Here is a 20,250-nt window from a genome sequence, read left to right as displayed (position 1 = left end):
ATTGTAAGCACAAACGCCCGATGCTGTGGAATGTTTGACTACTTTACACAACTATCGCCCGGATGATGGCAAGCCAGGCGACGTAATTTCCCGGCGTGCGCGCGCACTTCGGCGGCAGGCAGAGGGCCGCCATGCCCCATGTAGAAGGTCCGCATGCCGGCATCGACCAATCGCTGCAAGGCCGACGCCGTCGCATGCGGATCGTCTTCAAACGGCGGCCGGATCGCATGTCCGGTGCGCACCAGGCCTCCCAACAGCACGCCCGACGCGATCAGGTCGCCCACCAGCACCTCGCCGCCCGCCAGCTCGATCGATACCGATCCGGCGGTATGGCCGGGCGTATGGCACGCCACGCCTTCCACACCGTACTGCGACAGCGGAACAATCTGTCCGTCCCCCATCAGGATATCCGGCGTGAACGGCACATAGGGCTGGCGTATCAGGCCGGTCCTGAGAAACAGGCGGCCGAACCAGCCGGTGCTGCAAAAAGTCATCGGCAGCAGCTGGCGGTAGTACGGCAGGTCGCCGCGATGCGCCAGCACCGGCGCGCCGGACAGCTCGCGCAGCCGCGCCGCGCTGCCCGCATGATCGACGTGGGCGTGGGTGATGACGATCAGGCGGATATCGGCAAACGCCAGGCCGTGGCGCCTAAGCGCGCGGGCGATCTTGCCCTCCGAGCCGGGCAGCCCGGCATCGACCAGCACGCAGCCGCCGTCGCCGATGATGAGGTGGCAGTTGACCATGCCGAAAGGCAGGATGGAAATGCGGACGATACGTGGTGCGGCCATCGATACAGCTCCTTGAAAACAGTCTATGATCACATTCTCAAGCCAACACGCGGCCGTCACAAGTACGCACTTTTTAGTGCCTGTCGGCGATTTGTAACGAGTCTGGAAAGGAGCACCATGACGCAACGACGGTGGCATATCGAAAACCCGGTCGACTGTCCGCTGGTGGCGGCGATCAATATCGTCGGCGGTAAATGGAAGCCGATCATCCTGCACATGCTGGGCACGCGCACCATGCGCTTTGGCGAGCTTCAGCGCAGCATTCCGCCGGTCAGCCAGAAAATGCTGACGCAGCAGCTGCGCGAACTGGAGGCGGACGGCATCGTCGAGCGCCGGGTGTATGACGAAAAACCGCTGCGCACCGACTATTCGCTGACCGCGCTGGGCGCCAGCCTGTGGCCCGTGCTGCAAACGCTGTACGATTGGGGGCAGCAGCTGGTGGAGCACAAGGCCGCCGCGTAGTCTACAATCGCATCCTCACACTTTCATGCATCAGGGAGCACCATGGGCAATCGACTTTCCAAAATCGCCACCCGCACCGGCGACGGCGGCACCACCGGCCTGGGCGACGGCAGCCGCACCGACAAGGACAGCGTGCGCATCCACTCGATCGGCGAAGTCGACGAGCTGAATTCGCACATCGGCCTGCTGCTGTGCGAAGACATGCCGGCCGACCTGCGCGAAGAGCTGGTCACCATCCAGCACGACCTGTTCGACCTTGGCGGCGAGTTGTGCATCCCCGGCTACCAGATGATCACCGAGGCGCACGTCGAGCGCCTGGACACGCTGCTGGCCAAGTACAACGCCACCCTGCCGGCGCTGACGGAATTCATTTTGCCGGCCGGCTCGCGCGCGGCCTCGCAGGCGCACGTGTGCCGCACCGTATGCCGCCGCGCCGAACGCGCCATCGTCACGCTGGGCAAGACCGAGACCATCCACGAGCATCCGCGCCAGTACGTGAACCGCTTGTCGGACTTGATGTTTGTGCTGTCGCGGGTGTTGAATCGTTTCGGCGGCGGCAGCGACGTGCTGTGGCAGCACGAGCGCAAGCGCGGCTAAGCAGCTTAACGGTCGGCCTGGAACAACAGCGCCATGCCCTTGGCCATGCTGAGGCGCGAGGCGCTGGCCGGATAGGCGCCGGCCACCAGCGCCGCCTGGTCGCCGGTCGACAGCTTGCGGTAGAAACTGACCATGTCGGCCGCCGGCCAGCCGGCGCGGTGCGCCAGCACCATGCCCAATTGGTCCGCCTCCGATTCCTGCATGTTCGATAGTTTGGACAGGCGGATCTGCACCGAGAGGTCGCTCTCCAGCCGCTCCATCACCACCTCCAGCGGCACCGCCGGATAGCGGTTCAGGAATAGCGCTTCCGACAAGGTTTCGCGATGATGCTCGGCCACCGCGTGGGCGACTTCATGGCCCAGCAGGGTTGCCAGTTCACCGTCGCTCAATGCCAGCTGGCGCACGAAGGCGCTGCCCACCAGGATTTTGCCGCCAGCCATGCAGATGGCGTCGACTTCGGCGTCGCTGGTGGTATGGAACTCCCACTCCCACCCGGCCACTTCCGGCTTCAGCGCCACGGCGGCGCGTATCAGGCCGGCGCCTATGGTTTGCAGCCGTGCCAGCAAGATACGGTCGTCGTCCAGGTGCCCGGCTGCAGCCAATCCGACCACGCGATCGATGTAGCGGTCTTCCACCGAACTGGCCACTTCCTCGGCGCTGAAACCCATTTCCTGAGCCCTGCCCGATTCCGGCACCTGCGCGCCCGCCGTCCCGCAAGCGAACAGCAAACCGGCAAACAGGGAAGCGGCGGCATTCATGGCGATATAAACCGAATAAACTGTTTATACCAATATAGGATACGCCTTCACGATAGGCAAGAAAAACCCGGGGTCAGGTCCCCCATTTGTGCATCAGTCCGGTTATTCAGCCGAACCGATGCACAAATGGGGGACCTGACCCCGGGCTGGGTTTAGCCGTTATTGACCACCAGGCGCGGCTCGGCGGCGGCGTGGCGTTGCTTGATCGAGGCGGTGATGCCGGCGGCGTCCAGGCCCACGCTGGCCAGCAGCTTGGCCGGGTCGCCGTGGTCGATGAACTTGTCCGGCAGGCCCAGCATCTGCAATGGCTTGACGATGCCTTCGGCGGCCATCGCTTCGGCCACGGCGGAACCGGCGCCACCCATGATGGAACCCTCTTCCACCGTCACCAGGTAATCATGTTCGGCGGCCAGCTGCTTCACCAGTTCCACGTCCAGCGGTTTGATGAAGCGCATGTTGGCGACCGTGGCGTCCAGCGTTTCGCCGGCGGCCATCGCAGGCGCCACCATCGAACCGAAGGCCAAAATGGCTATCTTCTGGCCCTTGCGCTTGATTTCGCCCTTGCCGATTTCCAGCGCGGTCAGCTCCGGCTTGATCGCCGCGCCGTTGCCGGCGCCGCGTGGATAGCGGATCGCCGCCGGACCCTTGTACTGGTAGCCGGTGGTCAGCATCTGGCGGCATTCGTTCTCGTCCGAGGCGGCCATGACCACCATGTTCGGAATGCAGCGCAGATACGCCATGTCGTAGTTGCCGGCATGGGTGGCGCCGTCGGCGCCCACCAGGCCCGCGCGGTCCAGCGCGAACGTCACGTCCAGGTTTTGCAGCGCGACGTCGTGGATCAACTGGTCGTAGCCGCGTTGCAGGAAGGTGGAGTAGATCGCCACCACCGGCTTCAGGCCTTCGCAGGCCAGGCCGGCGCCGAAGGTCACGGCGTGCTGCTCGGCGATGCCGACGTCGAAGTAGCGGTCAGGGTATTCCTGCTCGAAGCGCACCATGCCCGAACCTTCGCGCATGGCCGGCGTGATCGCGACCAGCTTCTTGTCGGCGGCCGCCATGTCGCACAGCCAGTTGCCGAACACGTCGGTGTAGCTGATCTTGCCCGGTGCGGCGGCCGGCTTGATGCCTTCGGCCGGATTGAATTTCGGCGTGCCGTGGTACAGCACCGGCTCCGCCTCGGCCAGCTTGTAGCCCTGGCCCTTCTTGGTCACCACGTGCAGGAACTGCGGGCCCTTGAGCTGCTTGATGTTCTGCAGCGTCGGCACCAGCGATTCGAGGTCGTGGCCGTCGATCGGGCCGATGTAGTTGAAGCCGAACTCCTCGAACATCGTGGCCGGAACCACCATGCCCTTGGCGTGCTCTTCCAGGCGCTTGGCCAGCTCCAGCACGGGGCCGGGCAGCACGGACTTGCCGACGTTCTTGGCGGCGGCGTAGAACTGGCCCGACATCAAGCGCGCCAGGTAGCGGTTCAGCGCGCCCACCGGCGGCGAGATCGACATGTCGTTGTCGTTCAGGATCACCAGCAGGTTCAAGTCTTCCTGCACGCCGGCGTTGTTCAGCGCTTCGAAGGCCATGCCGGCCGTCATCGAGCCGTCGCCGATCACGGCGATCGCGTGGCGGTGCTCGCCCTTGATCTTGGCCGCCTGCGCCATGCCCAGCGCCGCCGAGATCGAGGTCGACGAGTGCGCGGTGCCGAAGGTGTCGTACTCGCTTTCGTCGCGTTTCGGGAAGCCGGAGATGCCGTTCAGCTGGCGCAGCGTGTGCATGCGCTCGCGGCGGCCGGTGAGGATCTTGTGCGAATAGGTCTGGTGGCCCACGTCCCACACGATGCGGTCGTGCGGCGTGTTGAACACGTAGTGCAGCGCCACGGTCAGTTCGACCGTGCCCAGGTTGGACGACAGGTGGCCGCCGGTCTTCGAGACCGAATCCAGCAGGTAGCTGCGCAGTTCATGCGCAAGCGGCGTCAGCTGGGTGCGCGCCAGTTTGCGCACATCCGCCGGAGAGTCTATGTTTTCGAGCAATTTCATTTATGCCTTCCGCTGCACGATCAAATCCGCGAGTTCGCGTAACCGCAGAGCTTTTTCTCCAAACGGCGCGAGCGCTGCGTGCGCGTCGAGCCGCAATTTTTGCGCCAGTGCGCGCGACGGTTCCAGACCCAGGATCGAGACATAGGTCGGTTTGTTGTCGGCGGCGTCCTTGCCGGCGGTCTTGCCCAGCGTGGCCGAATCGGCCGTGGCGTCGAGTACGTCGTCCACCACCTGGAAGGCCAGGCCGATGGCGCGTGCATAGTCGTTCAGCGCGGTCAGTTCGGCCGGATCGAGATCCTTGCCGGCCAGCGCGCCCAGTACCACCGCGGCGCGCAGCAGCGCGCCGGTTTTGAGCTGGTGCATCTGCTCCAGCTGTTCCAGCGTCAGGCTCAGGCCCACGCTGTCGAGATCGATTGCCTGGCCGCCGCACATGCCGGCCGAGCCGGAGGCGTGCGCCAGCAGGCGCAGCATCGCCACCTGGCGCGCCGCAGGGATCCTGTCCGCTTCGGACAGCACCAGGAAGGCCTGCGATTGCAGCGCGTCGCCGACCAGCAGCGCGGTCGCTTCGTCGTAGGCCACGTGCACCGTCGGCTTGCCGCGGCGCAGTTCATCGTCGTCCATGCACGGCATGTCGTCGTGCACCAGCGAATAGGCGTGGATCATTTCCACCGCCGCCGCCGCGCGGCTCAGGATGGCCGCGTCGGCGCCGAACAGCGCGCCGGCCGCGTACACCAGCAGCGGACGCACGCGCTTGCCGCCGCCCAGCAGCGCATAGCGCATCGCCGCGTGCAGCTTGGTCGGCACCACGGTGGCAGCAGGAAGGAAACCGGATAAATCGTTTTCCGATGCCGCCTGCACGGTCTTCATCCAATCGTCGAAGGCGCCGTTCATTGTTCGGCCTCGCCGGCTTCCGCGAAAGGCTTGAGCATGTCGCCTTCCAGCACCTTGACCTGGGACTCCACTTTTTCCAGCTGGGCGGCGCAGAACTTCACCAGCTCCGAGCCGCGCGCATAGGCGGCCACCGAGGCTTCCAGCGGCAGTTGGCCTGCCTCCATTTGTGCAACCAGCTGGGCCAGTTCCGCCATCGCTTCTTCAAACGAGACGGGGGCGGCGGTGGTCGCGTCGGCAGTTAATTTCTTAGACATAGTCACTCAGGTTTCAAGGCAAAAACACGTGCCAGCGCAGTGTAGCCCGTTATTTTAGAACAAACCACCTTATCCGGTGGAACTATAGCGGCCAAGCCGAGGGCGTAAACTATGGATTTTATCGCAATCGTCCTCATATCCCGCATAAGCATGCGTTTATTACAATGATACGCATATAAATACAAGCACGGCAGTCCGCTGGAACGGGGAGAAACGCGGTATAATCTCCGGTTCTGTCCGAAATACCATTTTCAACAACTTTGAATTCAGGTCTTTACGGATTCTGTCTCTCTTTGGTGCACATATTAAGGGGGGTTGGGATGTCCGATCTGGGTACCCACGCCAAGCTGGCGCGTCCACACGCGCAACTTCCGGTTGACGTCTACTTTGACGAAGCGCTACTGCAGCGGGAAATGCAGCAATTATTTCAGGCCGGCCCGCGCTACATCGGGCACGAGCTGATGGTGCCGAATGCCGGCGACTTCGCGACCCTCGTTTCCGAAAACGAAGGGCGTATGCTGGTGCGCAACGCAAACGGGCTGGAGCTGCTGTCCAACGTCTGCCGCCATCGCCAGGCGCTGATGTTCAACGGCCGCGGCAACGCCAACAACATCGTCTGCCCGCTGCACCGCTGGACCTACGACCTCAAGGGGGAGCTGATCGGCGCGCCGCACTTCCCCGAGACGCCGTGCCTGAACCTGCCGAAGACCCAGTTGCAAAGCTGGAACGGCCTGCTGTTCGAGCAGAACGGCTACAACGTCATGGAAAAGCTCAAGGATCTGTCGGTCACCAAGGACCTGGATTTCTCCGGCTATATGTTCGACCACGTCGAAGTCCAGACCTGCAACTACAACTGGAAGACTTTCATTGAAGTCTATCTGGAAGACTATCACGTCGAGCCCTTCCATCCGGGCCTGGGTGGCTTCGTCAGCTGCGACGACCTGCGCTGGGAATTCGGCCGCGACTACAGCGTGCAGACGGTCGGCGTCAACAAGGGCTTGCAGAAGTCCGGCTCCGAGATCTACAAGCGCTGGCAGGAGCAGGTGCTCAAGTTCCGTGGCGGCGAACCGCCGCCGTACGGCGCCATCTGGCTGACGCTGTATCCGAACATCATGGTCGAGTGGTATCCGCATGTGCTGATCGTTTCGACGCTGTGGCCGGATGGCCCGCAGCGCACCAGGAACGTGGTCGAGTTCTACTACCCCGAGGAGATCGTGCTGTTCGAGCGCGAGTTCATCGAAGCGGAACGCGCGGCCTACTTTGAAACCTGCGTCGAGGACGACGAGATCGCCCTGCGCATGGATGCCGGCCGCAAAGTGCTGATGCAACGCGGCACCAGCGACGCCGGTCCTTACCAGTCGCCGATGGAAGACGGCATGCAGCACTTCCACGAGTGGTACCGGGCCAATATCGATTTATAGGAAACCGATGCAGTCACTTTGGATGTTGTTTGCCAGTTTCATGTTCGCCGCCATGGGGGTGTGCGTGAAGCTGGCCTCGGAGCAGTTCTCCACATCCGAAATCGTGATGTACCGTGGCGTGGTCGGCGTGACCGTGCTGTTCACCATCATCAAACTTCAAGGCGGTAAATTCACCACCACCATGCCGGGCGCCCACTTGTGGCGCGGGCTGGTCGGCGTGGTGTCGCTGTGGCTGTGGTTCTACGCCATCGCCAAGCTGCCGCTGGCCACCGCCATGACCCTCAACTACATGGCGCCGATCTGGATCGCCGTGTGGCTGTTCGCGCTGGGCTGGTGGCATGCCAAGAACCAGGTCAAGTGGCCGCTGCTGGCGGCGGTCGGCATGAGCTTTGTCGGCGTCACGCTGCTGTTGCAGCCGGCCTTCCACGCCAATCAACTGACGCCGGCGCTGATCGCGCTCAGCTCCAGCGTGCTGTCGGCCATGGCCTATATGCAGGTGCGCAAGCTGGGGCTGGCGGGCGAGCCCGAGAACCGCGTGGTGTTCTACTTCTCGATCATGAACCTGCTGGCCGGCATCGCCGGCAATTTCGTGTTTGCCGGCGACCAGGGCGCGGTGTGGCATCCGATCACCAGCATGCACGGCGGTTTGCTGTTGCTGGGCATCGGCATCTGCGCCACCAGCGCGCAGATCGCCATGACGCGCGCCTATCGCCTGGGGCAGACGCTGGTGGTGGCCAATCTGCAATACACCGGCATCGTGTTTTCCAGCGTGTGGGGCGTGCTGGTGTTCGGCGACGTGTTCAGCTGGCACAGCTGGGTGGGCATAGGCGTGATACTGGTGTCCGGTGTGGCCACAACGTTTTACAATACGCGTAACACCGAGCGCGGTAAGGCGATAGCCAATACCGATCCCATAGCCAGCGAAGTCTAAGAGGCCGTTTCAACATGCCCACAGCTTCGTAACAGCTCCTCGCTGCGGGCATGTTGAAACAACCTCTAAGGAACCCCGGAATATGCACACCACTCTGATCGGCGCCGCCGAACTGTCCCAGCACCTGACCGACGACAATTGGGTGATACTCGATTGCCGCCACGACCTGATGAATCCCAACGCGGGCCGCGACGGCTTTGCCATCGGCCATATCCAGAACGCGCAGTTTGCCAATATCGATACCGATCTGTCGGGCGCCAAGCAGGGTGTGGACGGCAAGTTCCGCGGCCGCCATCCGCTGCCGGATCGCGCGGCGCTGATCGAGACCTTGCGCGGCTGGGGCATCAACGACGACACGCAAGTGGTGGCGTATGACGCGCACGGCGGCATGTTCGCGGCGCGCTTGTGGTGGCTGCTGCGCTGGGTGGGCCATCCGGCGGTGGCGGTGCTGGACGGCGGCCTGGCCGCATGGCAATCGCAAGGCTTGCCGATGGTGACGCCGGAAGCGCCGCGCGCGCGCGGCACGATCCACGAGCAGTCGTCGCTGGCGACGACGGTGTCGGTGGAGGATGTGGTGGCCAACCTGGCCGCGCAGGCACGCACCGTGGTCGATGCCCGCGCAGCCGACCGTTATCGCGGCGAGAACGAGACCATCGATCCGGTCGGCGGCCATATTCCCGGCGCGAAGAACCGCTTCTTCAAGGACAACCTGAACGCCGACGGCCGATTCAAGGACGCCGCGCAATTGAAGGAAGAATTCGCGCCGCTGTTCGCCAGCGCGCCACAGGCGATCATGCAATGCGGCTCCGGCGTGACGGCCTGCCACAATCTGCTGGCACTGGAAGTGGCCGGCCTCTCTGGCGCCGCACTCTACCCCGGCTCCTGGAGCGAATGGTGCGCCGACCCGGCTCGGCCGGTGGCGACTGGCGATTAAAGCCTTCGCACACGGGCCTGTCGAACCCACCGTGTAACGGTAATAGCATCGCCCTCCACGCGATATTCAATCGCATGGCCCGTCTTGGGGATAGGAAACCGGCGCGTATTCCGCCGGCGTGTTCGCGTACCTATATTCGGTTGAAAGGCGATGACATCCAAGGCAGTCAGCAAGCGCTGAGATACAAGATCCCTGGCGTTTACGTCTTGCGCCGCGATGTGCTCAAGTGATTTATCCAACGATGACAGCGCGGCTGATAACCAACGCACCTCCAACTTAGCCGGTGCGCCGTTTCCGCTTTGCATGACTATCCAATATGCCTCGTATATGAGCCATTACTTCTTCGTTCGAAATAGTCGTGCCCGCAGCAATTTCTTCGTCTGCCAGTAAGTCTGCCTGAATACCCTCCTCGACGTCTTCAAAGCCGTAGAGCCAAACATCGGGCCAGAGATGTTCCGGCGTCACCTGAGCCAAGGCAGCCAAGCGTTCCAAACGAGCGCGGTCAGCAGCGGACAATGCCGCCAACGCTACAGCCTGTTTTTTTTGTCTGGAGTTCATCCCACCATGATACTCCCGGCGCCGCCTGGTGCAAGCGTGCCGGATTGAGCGGTCACAAGGCTCAGTGGCCGTGGGTCAGGAACAGCACGATGATGACGCCGAGCGCGATCAGCAGCACTTGCGGGATGGTTTCGCGCACGGTGGCGCGGCGCTGCATCTGGGGCATCAGGTCGCTGACGGCGATGTAGATGAAGCCCGACGAGGCGAACACCAACACATACGGAATCATGCTGCTGGCGCGCTCCAGCGTGTAATAACCGAGCAGGCCGCCGGCGATCGCCAGCAGGCTGCACAGCAAATTGTAGACGTAGGCCCGCGTGCGCGAGAAGCCGGCGTTGAGCAGTACGATGAAGTCGCCGATCTCCTGCGGAATCTCGTGCGCGATGATGGCCAGCCCGGTCACCAGGCCCAGCTCGGGATTGGCCAGGAAGGCCGCCGCGATCAGGATGCCGTCGGTGAAGTTGTGCATGCCGTCGCCTACCAGGATCATCCAGCCGGCCTTGCCCGCCTCGCGCTTGTCGTGGCCGTGATGGTGGTGGTGGCCGTCGCCCTCGTGGTGGTGCGAATGGCGCAGGATGGCCGTCTTCTCCAGCAGGAAGAAGGCCAGCAGCCCGCCCAGCAGGGTCGCGAACAGGCTGCGCGCGCTGGCGCCCGATTCAAATGCTTCCGGCAAGGCGTGCAGCAGGGAGGTCGACAGCATGATGCCCACCGACAGGCTGACCATGCGCTCCACCACCTTCGACAGCAGCGTAAACGAGAACACCGCGGCAGCCGAGATGCTGACGACGCCGGCAACCGTGGTGGCCAGTAGGATGGAGATGAGTACGGGATCGATGTTATAGCCTCTTGTAGCAGGGACCGCGCCGCTGCGCGCAGGCCGGGGGCGTCATTTTACCGCCCGGCCCGGTTTTATGCTCATCTTTGGCTAAAAACCCGGCAAAACAGGGCTTAAATCACGCCGTTTTGCTTGAACCATGCCTGTAAACGGGCCCAACCGTCCTTGGCGTCGGCCTCGACGTAGCTGGCGCGGTAGTCGGCATGGAAGGCGTGGCCGGAGTTCGGATAGACGACGAAGGTCGCCTTGTTCGGCCCCTTGGCCAGCGCCGCCTTCATCGCCGCGATCGCTTCCTGGGTGATGCCGGTGTCCTTCAGGCCGTACAGGCCCAGCACCGGCACCGTCAGAGATCCAGCGATATCAACTGGGTGCCTGGGAGTCACCGGAGTGCTGTCACCCATCAGGCGGCCGTACCAGGCCACGCCGGCCTTGATGCTCGGATTGTGCGCGGCGTACATCCATGTGATGCGGCCGCCCCAGCAGAAGCCGGTGATGCCGATCTTGTCGCCGTTGCCGCCGTTGGCCTTGGCCCAGGCGACGGTGGCGTCGAGGTCGGCCATCACTTGCGCGTCCGGCGTCTTGGCGATGATGTCGCGCTGCAGCTCGGCGATCGAGGCGGCTTTTTGCGGATCGCCCTGGCGCACGAACAGGTCCGGCGCCAGCGCCAGGTAGCCCAGCTTGGCGAAACGGCGGGCGACGTCGGCGATGTGCTCGTGCACGCCGAAGATTTCCGACACCACCAGTATCACCGGCAGGTTGGTCTTGCCTTCCGGCTGGGCGCGGTAGACCGGCACCTGCACGCCGGCCACCGTCAGGGTGATGGTGCCGGCGGTCAGGCCGGCGGTGTCGGTCGTGATGACGTTCTGCGCCACCACAGGCATAGCTGCGGCGGCGAAGCCGGTGCCCAGCGCCACTTTCAGGAAGTCGCGGCGGTCGACGCCGTCCGACAGACTGGTTTTGGTCAACAAACTCTCTGCATCCTGCCTCAAATCATCCATGCGATTCCTCCATGATTAACGTGCCGAGGCTCAATGAGCGGAAGCTCAGTGAGCTTCCTCCCAATTCTTACCGACACCGACTTCGGCGGTCAGCGGAACCTTCAGCTCCGCCACGCCGGCCATCAGCTTCGGCAGCATTTCCTTGACCAGCGCCAGTTCGGCGTCCGGCACTTCCAGCACCAGTTCATCATGCACCTGCATGATCATCTTGGTCTGCAGCTTATCCTTTTCCAGCCAGTCCTGCACCGCCACCATGGCCAGCTTGATCAGGTCGGCCGCCGTGCCCTGCATCGGCGCGTTGATCGCCGCGCGTTCGGCGCCCTGGCGGCGCGGGCCGTTCGGCGAATTGATCTCCGGCAGCCACAGGCGGCGGCCGAACACGGTCTCGACGTAGCCGCGCGCCTTGGCCTGCAAGCGGGTGTCGTCCATGTACTGCTTGACACCCGAGAAGCGCGCGAAGTAGCGGTCGATATAGCTTTGCGCCGCGCCACGCTCGATGCCCAGGTTGCCGGCCAGGCCGAACGCGCTCATGCCGTAGATCAGGCCGAAGTTGATGACCTTGGCGTAGCGGCGCTGCTCGCTGCTGACCTCTTCCGGCGCCACGCCGAAGATCTCGGCGGCGGTGGCGCGGTGAATGTCCACGCCCTCGGCAAACGCGCGCAGCATGTTCTCGTCTTCCGAGATGTGGGCCATGATGCGCAACTCGATCTGCGAATAGTCGGCCGAGACGATATGGCTGCCCGGCGGTGCGATGAAGGCTTCGCGGATGCGGCGGCCTTCCTTGGTGCGGATCGGGATGTTCTGCAGGTTGGGATCGTTGGAGGCGAGCCGGCCCGTCACCGCCACCGCCTGCGCGTAGTTGGTGTGCACGCGGCCGGTGTCCTGGTTGATCCCCTTCGGCAGCTTGTCGGTGTAGGTCGACTTCAGCTTCGACAGGCTGCGGTATTCCAGCAGCACTTTCGGCAGCGGATAGTCCTCGGCCAGCTTTTGCAGCACTTCCTCGTCGGTCGACGGCGCGCCGCTCGGGGTCTTCTTCACCACCGGCAGCTTCAGCTTCTCGAAGAAGATCTCGCCGATCTGCTTCGGCGAGCCGAGGTTGAACGGCTGCTCGGCCAGCTCATGCGCCTTCGCTTCCAGCTCGACGATGCGCGCGCCCAGCTCGGCCGACTGGATGTTGAGCAGCTCGGCGTCGATGTGCACGCCGTTGCGTTCGATCTTCTGCAACACCACGGCGGTCGGCAGTTCGATGTTGCGGTAGATGAAGTTCAGCTTGGCGTCGTTTTCCACCTCGCCGATCATGGCCAGGTGCAGGCGCAGCGTGATGTCGGCGTCTTCCGCCGCGTATTCGGTGGCGCGGGCGATCTCCACCTTGTCGAAGGTGATCATGCTGGCGCCCTTGCCGCACACGTCCACGAACGGGATGGTGGTGTGGTTCAGGTGACGCAGCGCCAGGCTGTCCATGTCGTGCGTGCGGTGCGATTCGAACACATACGATTCCAGCAGCGTGTCGTGCTGGATGCCTTGCAACTTGACGCCGTGGTTGGCGAAGATGTGGCTGTCGTACTTCAGGTTCTGGCCGACCTTGAGCTTGCCGGCGTCTTCCAGCCACGGCTTCAGCCTGGCCAGCACGTGCTCGCGCGACAGCTGCTGCGGCACGCCGGGATATGCGTGCGCGACCGGGATGTAGCAGGCCACGCCCGGCTCCACCGACAGCGAAATGCCGACCATCTGCGCCGTCATCGGCTCCAGCGACGTGGTTTCGGTATCGACCGCGGTCAGCTTGGCGGCGTCGATCAGCGCGATCCACTTGTCCAGCTGTTCATCGGTCAGCACGGTTTCGTAGTTGGTGTTGAGCTTGGGCGCTTCGCCGAACATGTCCATGTTGACGGACACGGCGCCGCCGGCCGCCGGTGCGGCGGCGGCAGTGGCAGCGGCGGCGGCGGCCTTGCCGGCCGCGCCGACCGGCGCCGACGGCGTGCTCCCGCCCAGCTCGCGCAGCAGCGTCTTGAAGCCATATTTGCTGAAGAAGGCCAGCAGCGTTTCCTGGTCTTCGCCGCGCGCCACCAGCGATTCGGCGATCGTCGCCATGTGGGCCGACAGGTCGCAGTCCAGCTTGACGGTGATCAGTTCGCGGCCCTTGGGCAGCCATTCCAGCGCGCTGCGCAGGTTCTCGCCCACCGCGCCGCCGATCTGGGCGGCGTTGGCCATCACGCCGTCCAGCGAGTCGTAGGCGGTCAGCCACTTGAGCGCGGTCTTCGGGCCGCACTTGGACACGCCCGGCACGTTGTCGACGGTATCGCCGATCAGGGTCAGGTAGTCGATGATGCGGTTCGGCGGCACGCCGAACTTGGCCAGCACGCCGGCTTCGTCCATTTTCTCGTTGGTCATGGTGTTGATCAGCATGACCTGCGGATTGACCAGCTGCGCCAGGTCCTTGTCGCCGGTGGACACCACCACGTTCATGCCGGCCTGCGCCGCCTGCAGCGACAGCGTGCCGATCACGTCGTCCGCCTCCACGCCCTCGACCATCAGGATGGGCCAGCCCATGGCCTTGACCGCCTCGTGGATGGGCTCGATCTGCAGGCGCAGGTCGTCCGGCATCGAGGCGCGCGTGGCCTTGTACTCGGGATACATGTCGTCGCGGAAAGTCTTGCCCTTGGCATCGAACACGCAGGCGATGTAGGCGGCCGGGTAGTCGGCGCGCAGGCGGCGCAACATATTGACCATGCCGTGCATGGCGCCGGTCGGATGGCCGTCCGGGCTGCGCAGGTCGGGCAGCGCGTGGAAGGCGCGATAGAGGTAACTGGAACCGTCAACTAACAGCAGGGTATTTTGCATAGAAACTAGATATGGGTGAGGGGGCCGCGCAACAATGGCGGCAAGGCCACGAATGGCGCATTATCGCAGGTTTTGGCGGCGCTTCCGCCACCCGCCACAGTCTTTTCAAAATAACAATACCCCAGCTACGCCGTGGGGAAATCGGCTTTTAAAAACAGCGAAGCGTGTCTGTTTGTTACAATGGATCATACATAAAAATTTGACGGTTTTTCACACCCGTTTTTTCACCCTAAGGCGATCCATCATGACGCGCACCTCTATTCTTGTGCCTGCCCTCCTCCTGACGCTAGTCGCCCACACGGCGTTTGCCCAGTCGACTCCGAGCCAGGCGCCGCCAAAATTGGAAAAGATAGAGGAAGTGGCCGAAGATCCGATCACCGTGACCGCCAAGCCTGCGCCGGAACGCAAGATCACCGAAAAACGCGACAACAGCGGTCAAGTGGTGGAAGCGACCGTCAAAAGCGGCCCCAGCACCTACACGCTGAAGCCGAACCGCCCGGCCGGCACCGCCTTACCCGGCGATGCCATGGGGGGCGCCAACCGCGGCCCGCAATGGACGGTGATGGAATTCGACATCGGCAAGAAAAAGAAGAAAACCACGGAAGAAGACGGCTCGACGGACACCGCCGCGCCACCTGCCGTGAAATAACGCGCGCGCCCGCCCTGCGCGGGCGTCCCCCGGCGCCCGTCCCGACGGCTGCGCCGCTCACCGAACCTCATCAAGTTTTCTCATGGCAGTGTTTACCCCGGTCAGCCTGGACGACCTTACCCAGTGGATCAAGCAATTTCCCCTTGGCCAGCCCTTGGCGCTCAAAGGCATCGCCAGCGGCATCGAGAACAGCAACTTTTTCCTGACGACGGAAGCGGGCGAATACGTCCTGACCATCTTCGAGAACCTGTCCTTCGAGCAGTTGCCGTTTTATCTCAAGCTGATGCACCACCTGGCCGATCGCGGCGTGCTGGTGCCGGCGCCGGTCGCCAACGACCAGGGCGAGCTGATCGTCGCCCTGCACGGCAAGCCGGCGTCCATCGTCACCAAGCTGGAAGGCAAGTCGCAGATGGACCCGCAGCCGGTGCATTGCGCCGCCGTCGGCGCCATGCTGGCGCGCATGCACCTGGCCGCCGTCGACTATCCGCTCGAACAGCCCAATCTGCGCGGCCTGGACTGGTGGAACGAGACCACGCCGCAGGTGCTGCCCTTCCTCGACGACAGCTGCGCCCACCTGCTGCGCGCCGAGATGCATTTCCAGGACGCGTTTGCCGGCTGCGACACCTACCGCCAGCTGCAACGCGGCCCGGTGCACGCCGACCTGTTCCGCAACAACGTCATGTTTGACGGCGAGCGCCTGACCGGCTTCTTCGACTTTTACTTCGCCGGCTGCGACACCTGGCTGTTCGACGTCGCCGTCACCGTCAACGACTGGTGCATCGATCTCGACACCGGCGTGCTCGACACCGCCCGCGTGCGCGCCATGCTGGACGCCTACCACGCGGTGCGGCCGTTCACCGACGCCGAGCAGACCGCCTGGCAGCCGATGCTGCGCGCGGCGGCGCTGCGTTTCTGGCTGTCGCGCCTGTACGACTTCCACCTGCCGCGCGAAGCGGAGATGCTGACGCCGCACGACCCGACCCACTTCGAACGCATCCTGCGCGAGCGCATCGCCACGCCGGCGCCGGGATTGCGCGGATGAACAAGCTCCCCGCCAAGGCCGGTTGGCACTGGGTCAAACAGGCCATGCAGCTGTTCCGCAAGCAGCCTGGCGCGCTGATGGCGCTGTTCTTCTGCTGCATGTTCATGTCGCTGCTCTCGCTGGTGGTGCCCTTCCTCGGCTCGGTGGCGCCGACCTTGCTGGCGCCGATGTTCAGCATCGCCATGCTGCAAGCCTGCGCCGACGTCGACCACGACAAGCGCGCCCTGCCGAACCTGGTGTTCAGCGGCTTCCGCAAGCCGGTGCGCAAACCCTTGCTGGGCCTGGGCCTGCTGCACCTGCTGGTGATGCTGCTCGCGCTGGCGGTGCTGAGCTGGATGGACGACGGCGTGCTGATCAAAATGGCCGCGCGCCAGATCCCGATGGACCAGGACTTGCTGGAAAATTCGCGCAGCGCCCTGTTCGTTTCGTCCGGCATCTACATGCTGGGCTGGATGCTGACCTGCCTGGCCGCGCCGCTGATCTACTGGCAGAACATGCCCCTGGCCAAGGCGCTGTTCTTCAGCGTGGTGGCGGTGTGCCGCGAGCTCAAGGCCTTCCTGACGGCGGCCGTGGTGCTGTTCCTGATGTTCCAGGTCGGCAGCATGATCCCGATGCTGCTGTTCGACTCGGCACAGCTGAAGGTGACGGCCATCTTCACCCTGTTCCTGATCATGGTCGTGCTGATGCACTGCACGCTGTACGCCTGCTACCGCCAGATCTTCGGCACGCCGGAGGCCAGCGCGCCGCCGGTCGCGCCGCCCGCTCCATAACGCTGCCACTTTCTTATGACCTCACCCCGCACGCTGGCCGCCGCCATTGAATCGAACGACAATAGTTTCAACCTGGTGCGACTCGTGGCGGCCTTGCTGGTGGTGCTGTACCACGCCGGCGTGCACCGCACCGTGGCGCCGGGACCGGACCTGTTCAGCGCGCTGCTGCCGCCGACCGCCGACATCGGCGCGCTGGCGGTCGACGTGTTCTTCGTGCTGAGCGGCCTGTTCATCACGCAAAGCTGGATGCGCGACCCCGACCTGCCGCGCTTCATCGCGCGCCGCGTCACCCGCCTGGTGCCGGGCCTGTTCGTCTGCCTGGCGCTGACCACCATCGTCGCCGTGATCTTCTTCTCGGCCGAAGGCATCGCCGGCCTGGCCGACCCGGCGCCGTGGCGCTACATCTTCAACGGCGCCATGCTGCACTGGCTGGTCTACATCATCCCGCCGGCCGAACTGGCGCTGCCCAAGGTGCTGGGCGGCGCGCCGCTGAACGGCTCGCTGTGGACGGTGTACTGGGAAGGCCGCATGTATGTGATGGTGGCGCTGATCGGCTGCGCGGCGATCCTGCCGATGCGGCGCTGGATGATGGCGATGTCGCTGATCCTGGCGGTGGCGGCGTTCCAGTTCCCGACCGTGCTGGCCGGCTATGTGTGGGAAGCACGGCTGTGGACGCTGTTCCTGAGCGGCATGCTGCTGCAAACGCTGGCCGCCGACGTGCGCTTCGGCCCGCGCCCCTTCATCGTCGCCTGCGTGCTGCTGGCCTTGAATTCGACCCGCTGGCTGGACCTGGAACACCAGGCCTTGACCGTGTTCGGCGTCAACCTGGTCTGCATCACGCTGGCGCTGTGGGTGGGCAGTTCGCAGGTGCTGCGCTGGCGCCATTTGCAGCGCCACGATTACTCCTACGCCATCTACATCTATCACTGGCCGGTGATGATCATGCTGAAAAACGTGCTGCCGCCGTCAGGCATCTGGACCATGCTGGCGGCCACCTTGGCGATCGTGCTGCCCTTGTCGGTGTTCAGCTGGCATTGCGTGGAAGCGCCGGCGCTGGCCTATGTGCGCGCCGCGCTGAAGCGGCGGCGAGCGATCGCCGGCGCCACAGCGTAAGACGACAAACTAGCGGCCCAGGCGGTCCAGCTTGGCGATGCTCAGGTCGAGCACCTTCATGCCGTGGCTGCCGAAGTTGATCTGCGCGCGGGCGTTGTTGCCGCTGCCCTCGATGTTGACGATCACCCCTTCGCCGAACTTGCCGTGCGCGACAGACTCGCCGATGCGCCAGCCGGAGCCCGGCGCTTTCTGCGCGATCTTCTGCGCGATGGCGTTGTCCGAACCGACCAGCGGCGCCTGGTCCCAGGCCGATTTCTTGTTGCCGGACCAGTGGGACTGCACCTTGGGCGACAGCCACTTCAATGATTCCTCCGGCAGCTCGTCGAAGAAGCGCGACTTCATGTTGTAGCGGGTCTGGCCGTGCAGCATGCGGGTCTGCGCAAAGCACATGTACAGGCGCTGGCGCGCGCGCGTGATCGCCACGTACATCAGGCGGCGCTCCTCTTCCACGCCGTCGTGCTCGCGCGAACTGCTCTCGTGCGGGAACAAGCCCTCTTCCAATCCGGTGATGAAGACGTTGTTGAACTCCAGCCCCTTGGCCGAGTGCACCGTCATCATCTGCACCGCTTGCTGGCCGGCGGTGGCCTGGTTGTCGCCCGCCTCCAGCGACGCGTGCGACAGGAAGGCCGACAGCGGCGACATCACGGTCGGCAGCGCGGCGTCGGCGTCGAGGATCTCGAAGCCGTCTTCGTTGACGATGGGCACGCCCGCCTGGGCTTGCGCCTGCGGGCCCAGATGCGCCGGCGCGCCCTGGCCGAAACCTTCTTCGGACACGAACTGGGTGGCCGCGCTGACCATCTGCTCCAGGTTCTCGATGCGGTCGGCGCCTTCTTTTTCGGTCTGGTAGTGGGCCAGCAGGCCGGACGCCTCCAGCACCACGCGCACCAGTTCCGGCAAGGCCATCTGCTGCGTTTCAAAGCGCGCGCCCTCGACCAGCTTGACGAAGCCACCCAGCGACGAGCCGGCCTTGCCGGCCACGTACGGCACCGCCGCGTACAGCGAAATGCGGTGCTGGTCGGCGGCCGCCTGCAAGGCTTCGATCGAGCGCAGGCCGATGCCGCGGGTCGGGAAGTTGACCACCCGCAGGAAGGCCGAATCGTTGTGCGGATTGTCCATCAGCTGCAGGTAGGCGATCGCGTGCTTGACCTCGGCGCGCTGGAAGTAGCGCAGGCCGCCGTACACGTGGTAGGGAATGCCGGCCGAGAACAGCGCATGCTCGATCACGCGCGACTGCGCGTTGGAGCGGTACAGCACCGCGATCTCGCTGCGGGCGGCGCCGTCGGCGATCAGGTTCTTGGTTTCCTCGATGATCCACTGCGCCTCGGCCAGGTCGGAGCTGGCCTCGTACACGCGCACCGGTTCGCCGTGGCCGGCGTCGGTGCGCAGGTTCTTGCCCAGGCGCTTGCTGTTGTTGGCGATCAGCACGTTGGCGGCGTCCAGGATGTGGCCGTGCGAGCGGTAGTTCTGCTCCAGCTTGATCAGGTTCTGCACCTTGAACTCGCGCTCGAAGGCGCTCATATTGCCGACGTTGGCGCCGCGGAAGGCGTAGATGCTCTGGTCGTCGTCGCCGACCGCGAACAAGGCGCTGCCGCCGTCGCGCTCGCCGTGGCCGGCCAGCAGCTTGAGCCACTTGTATTGCAAGTCATTGGTATCCTGGAACTCGTCGACCAGGATGTGCTTGAAGCGCTGCTGGTAATGCTCGCGCAGCGGCTGGTTGCGGCTGAGCAGCTCGTAGGTGCGCAGCAGCAGCTCGGCGAAATCGACCACGCCTTCGCGCTGGCACTGGTCGTCGTAGAGTTGGTAAAGCTCGCACTTCTTGCGCTCGTCGGCGTTGTAGGGTTCGATCTTGTTGGCGCGCAGGCCCTGGTCCTTGGCGCCGTTGATGAAGTACATCACCTCTTTCGGCGGGAACTTCTCATCGTCGACGTTGTTGGCCTTGATCAGGCGCTTGATGGCCGACAGCTGATCCTGGCTATCGAGGATCTGGAAGGTCTGCGGCAGCGCGGCGTCGCGGTGATGGGTGCGCAGCAGGCGGTTGCACAGGCCGTGGAAAGTGCCGATCCACATGCCGCGCGTATTGATCGGCAACATCGCCGACAAACGCGTCATCATTTCCTTGGCGGCCTTGTTGGTGAAGGTCACCGCCAGCAGGCCGGACGGCGACACCTGGCCGGTTTGAATCAGCCAGGCGATGCGGGTCGTCAGTACGCGGGTTTTGCCGGAGCCGGCGCCCGCCAGGATCAGGGCGCTTTGTGCCGGCAGGGTCACGGCGGCGAGTTGTTCGTCGTTGAGATTATGAAGAAGATTGTGCATCCCGTGATTATACCGGCACTCCCTCCGGGGTCAGGTCCCCCATTTATTCATGAGTCCGGCTGCCGCAGCCGGAC

Annotated in this window: 20 protein-coding genes; 9 read left to right on the top strand and 11 right to left on the bottom strand. The window is 64.1% G+C overall.

Features of this window, described 5'->3' with window-relative positions; genetic code table 11:
* Window positions 1-38: 38 nt before the first annotated feature.
* Window positions 39-788 (bottom strand): MBL fold metallo-hydrolase, encoded by a 750-nt coding sequence (locus V6M89_RS00095; protein WP_332851240.1) that lies wholly within the window; start codon window positions 786-788, stop codon window positions 39-41.
* A 117-nt stretch (window positions 789-905) separates the two neighbouring features.
* Here V6M89_RS00095 and V6M89_RS00090 point away from each other — a divergent pair, with 117 nt between their 5' ends.
* Together V6M89_RS00090 and V6M89_RS00085 are read left to right on the top strand one after the other, a co-directional pair.
* Window positions 906-1,250 (top strand): winged helix-turn-helix transcriptional regulator, encoded by a 345-nt coding sequence (locus V6M89_RS00090; protein ID WP_332851239.1) that lies wholly within the window; start codon window positions 906-908, stop codon window positions 1,248-1,250.
* A 42-nt stretch (window positions 1,251-1,292) separates the two neighbouring features.
* The gene (locus tag V6M89_RS00085; RefSeq protein WP_020704961.1) at window positions 1,293-1,847 is read left to right on the top strand and encodes a cob(I)yrinic acid a,c-diamide adenosyltransferase; all 555 of its coding nucleotides are present in this window, start codon (window positions 1,293-1,295) and stop codon (window positions 1,845-1,847) included.
* A 5-nt stretch (window positions 1,848-1,852) separates the two neighbouring features.
* On the opposite strand, the gene V6M89_RS00080 is transcribed toward V6M89_RS00085, so the two are convergent.
* The 4 genes from V6M89_RS00080 to V6M89_RS00065 all read right to left on the bottom strand — a co-directional run bounded on the left by V6M89_RS00080 (window position 1,853) and on the right by V6M89_RS00065 (window position 5,774).
* Window positions 1,853-2,605, bottom strand: a complete 753-nt coding sequence (locus V6M89_RS00080; protein ID WP_332851238.1) for a M48 family metalloprotease — start codon at window positions 2,603-2,605, stop codon at window positions 1,853-1,855.
* 152 nt (window positions 2,606-2,757) lie between these two features.
* On the bottom strand, window positions 2,758-4,629 hold the full coding sequence (gene dxs, locus V6M89_RS00075; protein ID WP_332851237.1) for a 1-deoxy-D-xylulose-5-phosphate synthase: 1,872 nt from the start codon (window positions 4,627-4,629) through the stop codon (window positions 2,758-2,760).
* Window positions 4,630-5,520, bottom strand: coding sequence for a polyprenyl synthetase family protein (locus tag V6M89_RS00070; protein WP_332851236.1), 891 nt, complete (start codon window positions 5,518-5,520; stop codon window positions 4,630-4,632). It lies immediately after the preceding gene.
* Entirely contained in the window at window positions 5,517-5,774 is a 258-nt protein-coding gene (locus V6M89_RS00065) for an exodeoxyribonuclease VII small subunit (protein ID WP_332851235.1), read from the bottom strand. The genes V6M89_RS00070 and V6M89_RS00065 overlap by 4 nt, the downstream gene beginning before the upstream one ends.
* Window positions 5,775-6,094: 320 nt before the next feature.
* Here V6M89_RS00065 and V6M89_RS00060 point away from each other — a divergent pair, with 320 nt between their 5' ends.
* From V6M89_RS00060 to V6M89_RS00050, 3 genes are all read left to right on the top strand, one after another.
* Window positions 6,095-7,195 (top strand): aromatic ring-hydroxylating oxygenase subunit alpha, encoded by a 1,101-nt coding sequence (locus V6M89_RS00060; protein WP_332851234.1) that lies wholly within the window; start codon window positions 6,095-6,097, stop codon window positions 7,193-7,195.
* A gap of 7 nt (window positions 7,196-7,202) precedes the next feature.
* Window positions 7,203-8,126 (top strand): DMT family transporter, encoded by a 924-nt coding sequence (locus tag V6M89_RS00055; RefSeq protein ID WP_332851233.1) that lies wholly within the window; start codon window positions 7,203-7,205, stop codon window positions 8,124-8,126.
* An 82-nt stretch (window positions 8,127-8,208) separates the two neighbouring features.
* A complete protein-coding gene (locus V6M89_RS00050; protein WP_332851232.1) occupies window positions 8,209-9,060 on the top strand; it encodes a sulfurtransferase in 852 nt (283 codons plus the stop codon).
* Here V6M89_RS00050 and V6M89_RS30390 read toward each other — a convergent pair.
* The 5 genes from V6M89_RS30390 to polA form a co-directional block, all read right to left on the bottom strand.
* Entirely contained in the window at window positions 9,057-9,365 is a 309-nt protein-coding gene (locus tag V6M89_RS30390) for a type II toxin-antitoxin system RelE/ParE family toxin (protein ID WP_442881938.1), read from the bottom strand. The two genes, V6M89_RS00050 and V6M89_RS30390, sit on opposite strands and share 4 nt — an antisense overlap.
* Window positions 9,337-9,618, bottom strand: coding sequence for a hypothetical protein (locus V6M89_RS00045; RefSeq protein WP_332851231.1), 282 nt, complete (start codon window positions 9,616-9,618; stop codon window positions 9,337-9,339). Before V6M89_RS00045 ends, V6M89_RS30390 begins: the two co-directional genes overlap by 29 nt.
* Before the next feature lie 61 nt (window positions 9,619-9,679).
* Complete coding sequence (locus V6M89_RS00040) at window positions 9,680-10,381, bottom strand: ZIP family metal transporter (protein WP_332851230.1); 702 nt, start codon at window positions 10,379-10,381, stop codon at window positions 9,680-9,682.
* Window positions 10,382-10,566: 185 nt separating this feature from the next.
* On the bottom strand, window positions 10,567-11,451 hold the full coding sequence (locus tag V6M89_RS00035) for a dienelactone hydrolase family protein (protein ID WP_332851229.1): 885 nt from the start codon (window positions 11,449-11,451) through the stop codon (window positions 10,567-10,569).
* A 45-nt stretch (window positions 11,452-11,496) separates the two neighbouring features.
* Window positions 11,497-14,289: a DNA polymerase I gene (gene polA / locus V6M89_RS00030; RefSeq protein ID WP_332851228.1), complete on the bottom strand. Its 2,793-nt coding sequence runs from the start codon at window positions 14,287-14,289 to the stop codon at window positions 11,497-11,499.
* A 244-nt stretch (window positions 14,290-14,533) separates the two neighbouring features.
* Here polA and V6M89_RS00025 point away from each other — a divergent pair, with 244 nt between their 5' ends.
* The 4 genes from V6M89_RS00025 to V6M89_RS00010 all read left to right on the top strand — a co-directional run bounded on the left by V6M89_RS00025 (window position 14,534) and on the right by V6M89_RS00010 (window position 17,863).
* Complete coding sequence (locus V6M89_RS00025; protein WP_332851227.1) at window positions 14,534-14,938, top strand: hypothetical protein; 405 nt, start codon at window positions 14,534-14,536, stop codon at window positions 14,936-14,938.
* Window positions 14,939-15,020: 82 nt separating this feature from the next.
* Window positions 15,021-15,980 (top strand): homoserine kinase, encoded by a 960-nt coding sequence (locus tag V6M89_RS00020; protein ID WP_332851226.1) that lies wholly within the window; start codon window positions 15,021-15,023, stop codon window positions 15,978-15,980.
* On the top strand, window positions 15,977-16,750 hold the full coding sequence (locus V6M89_RS00015; protein WP_332851225.1) for a BPSS1780 family membrane protein: 774 nt from the start codon (window positions 15,977-15,979) through the stop codon (window positions 16,748-16,750). Before V6M89_RS00020 ends, V6M89_RS00015 begins: the two co-directional genes overlap by 4 nt.
* 15 nt (window positions 16,751-16,765) lie before the next feature.
* Window positions 16,766-17,863, top strand: a complete 1,098-nt coding sequence (locus V6M89_RS00010) for an acyltransferase family protein (RefSeq protein ID WP_332851224.1) — start codon at window positions 16,766-16,768, stop codon at window positions 17,861-17,863.
* A gap of 9 nt (window positions 17,864-17,872) precedes the next feature.
* Here V6M89_RS00010 and V6M89_RS00005 read toward each other — a convergent pair whose 3' ends face one another.
* Entirely contained in the window at window positions 17,873-20,176 is a 2,304-nt protein-coding gene (locus V6M89_RS00005) for a UvrD-helicase domain-containing protein (protein ID WP_332851223.1), read from the bottom strand.
* Window positions 20,177-20,250: the final 74 nt, after the last annotated feature.

The sequence above is a fragment of the Duganella sp. S19_KUP01_CR8 genome, from assembly GCF_036688705.1.
Lineage (GTDB): Bacteria > Pseudomonadota > Gammaproteobacteria > Burkholderiales > Burkholderiaceae_D > Rugamonas.
The sequence above is the reverse complement of the archived record's forward strand: the minus strand, read 5'-3'. Positions and strand labels throughout refer to the sequence as shown.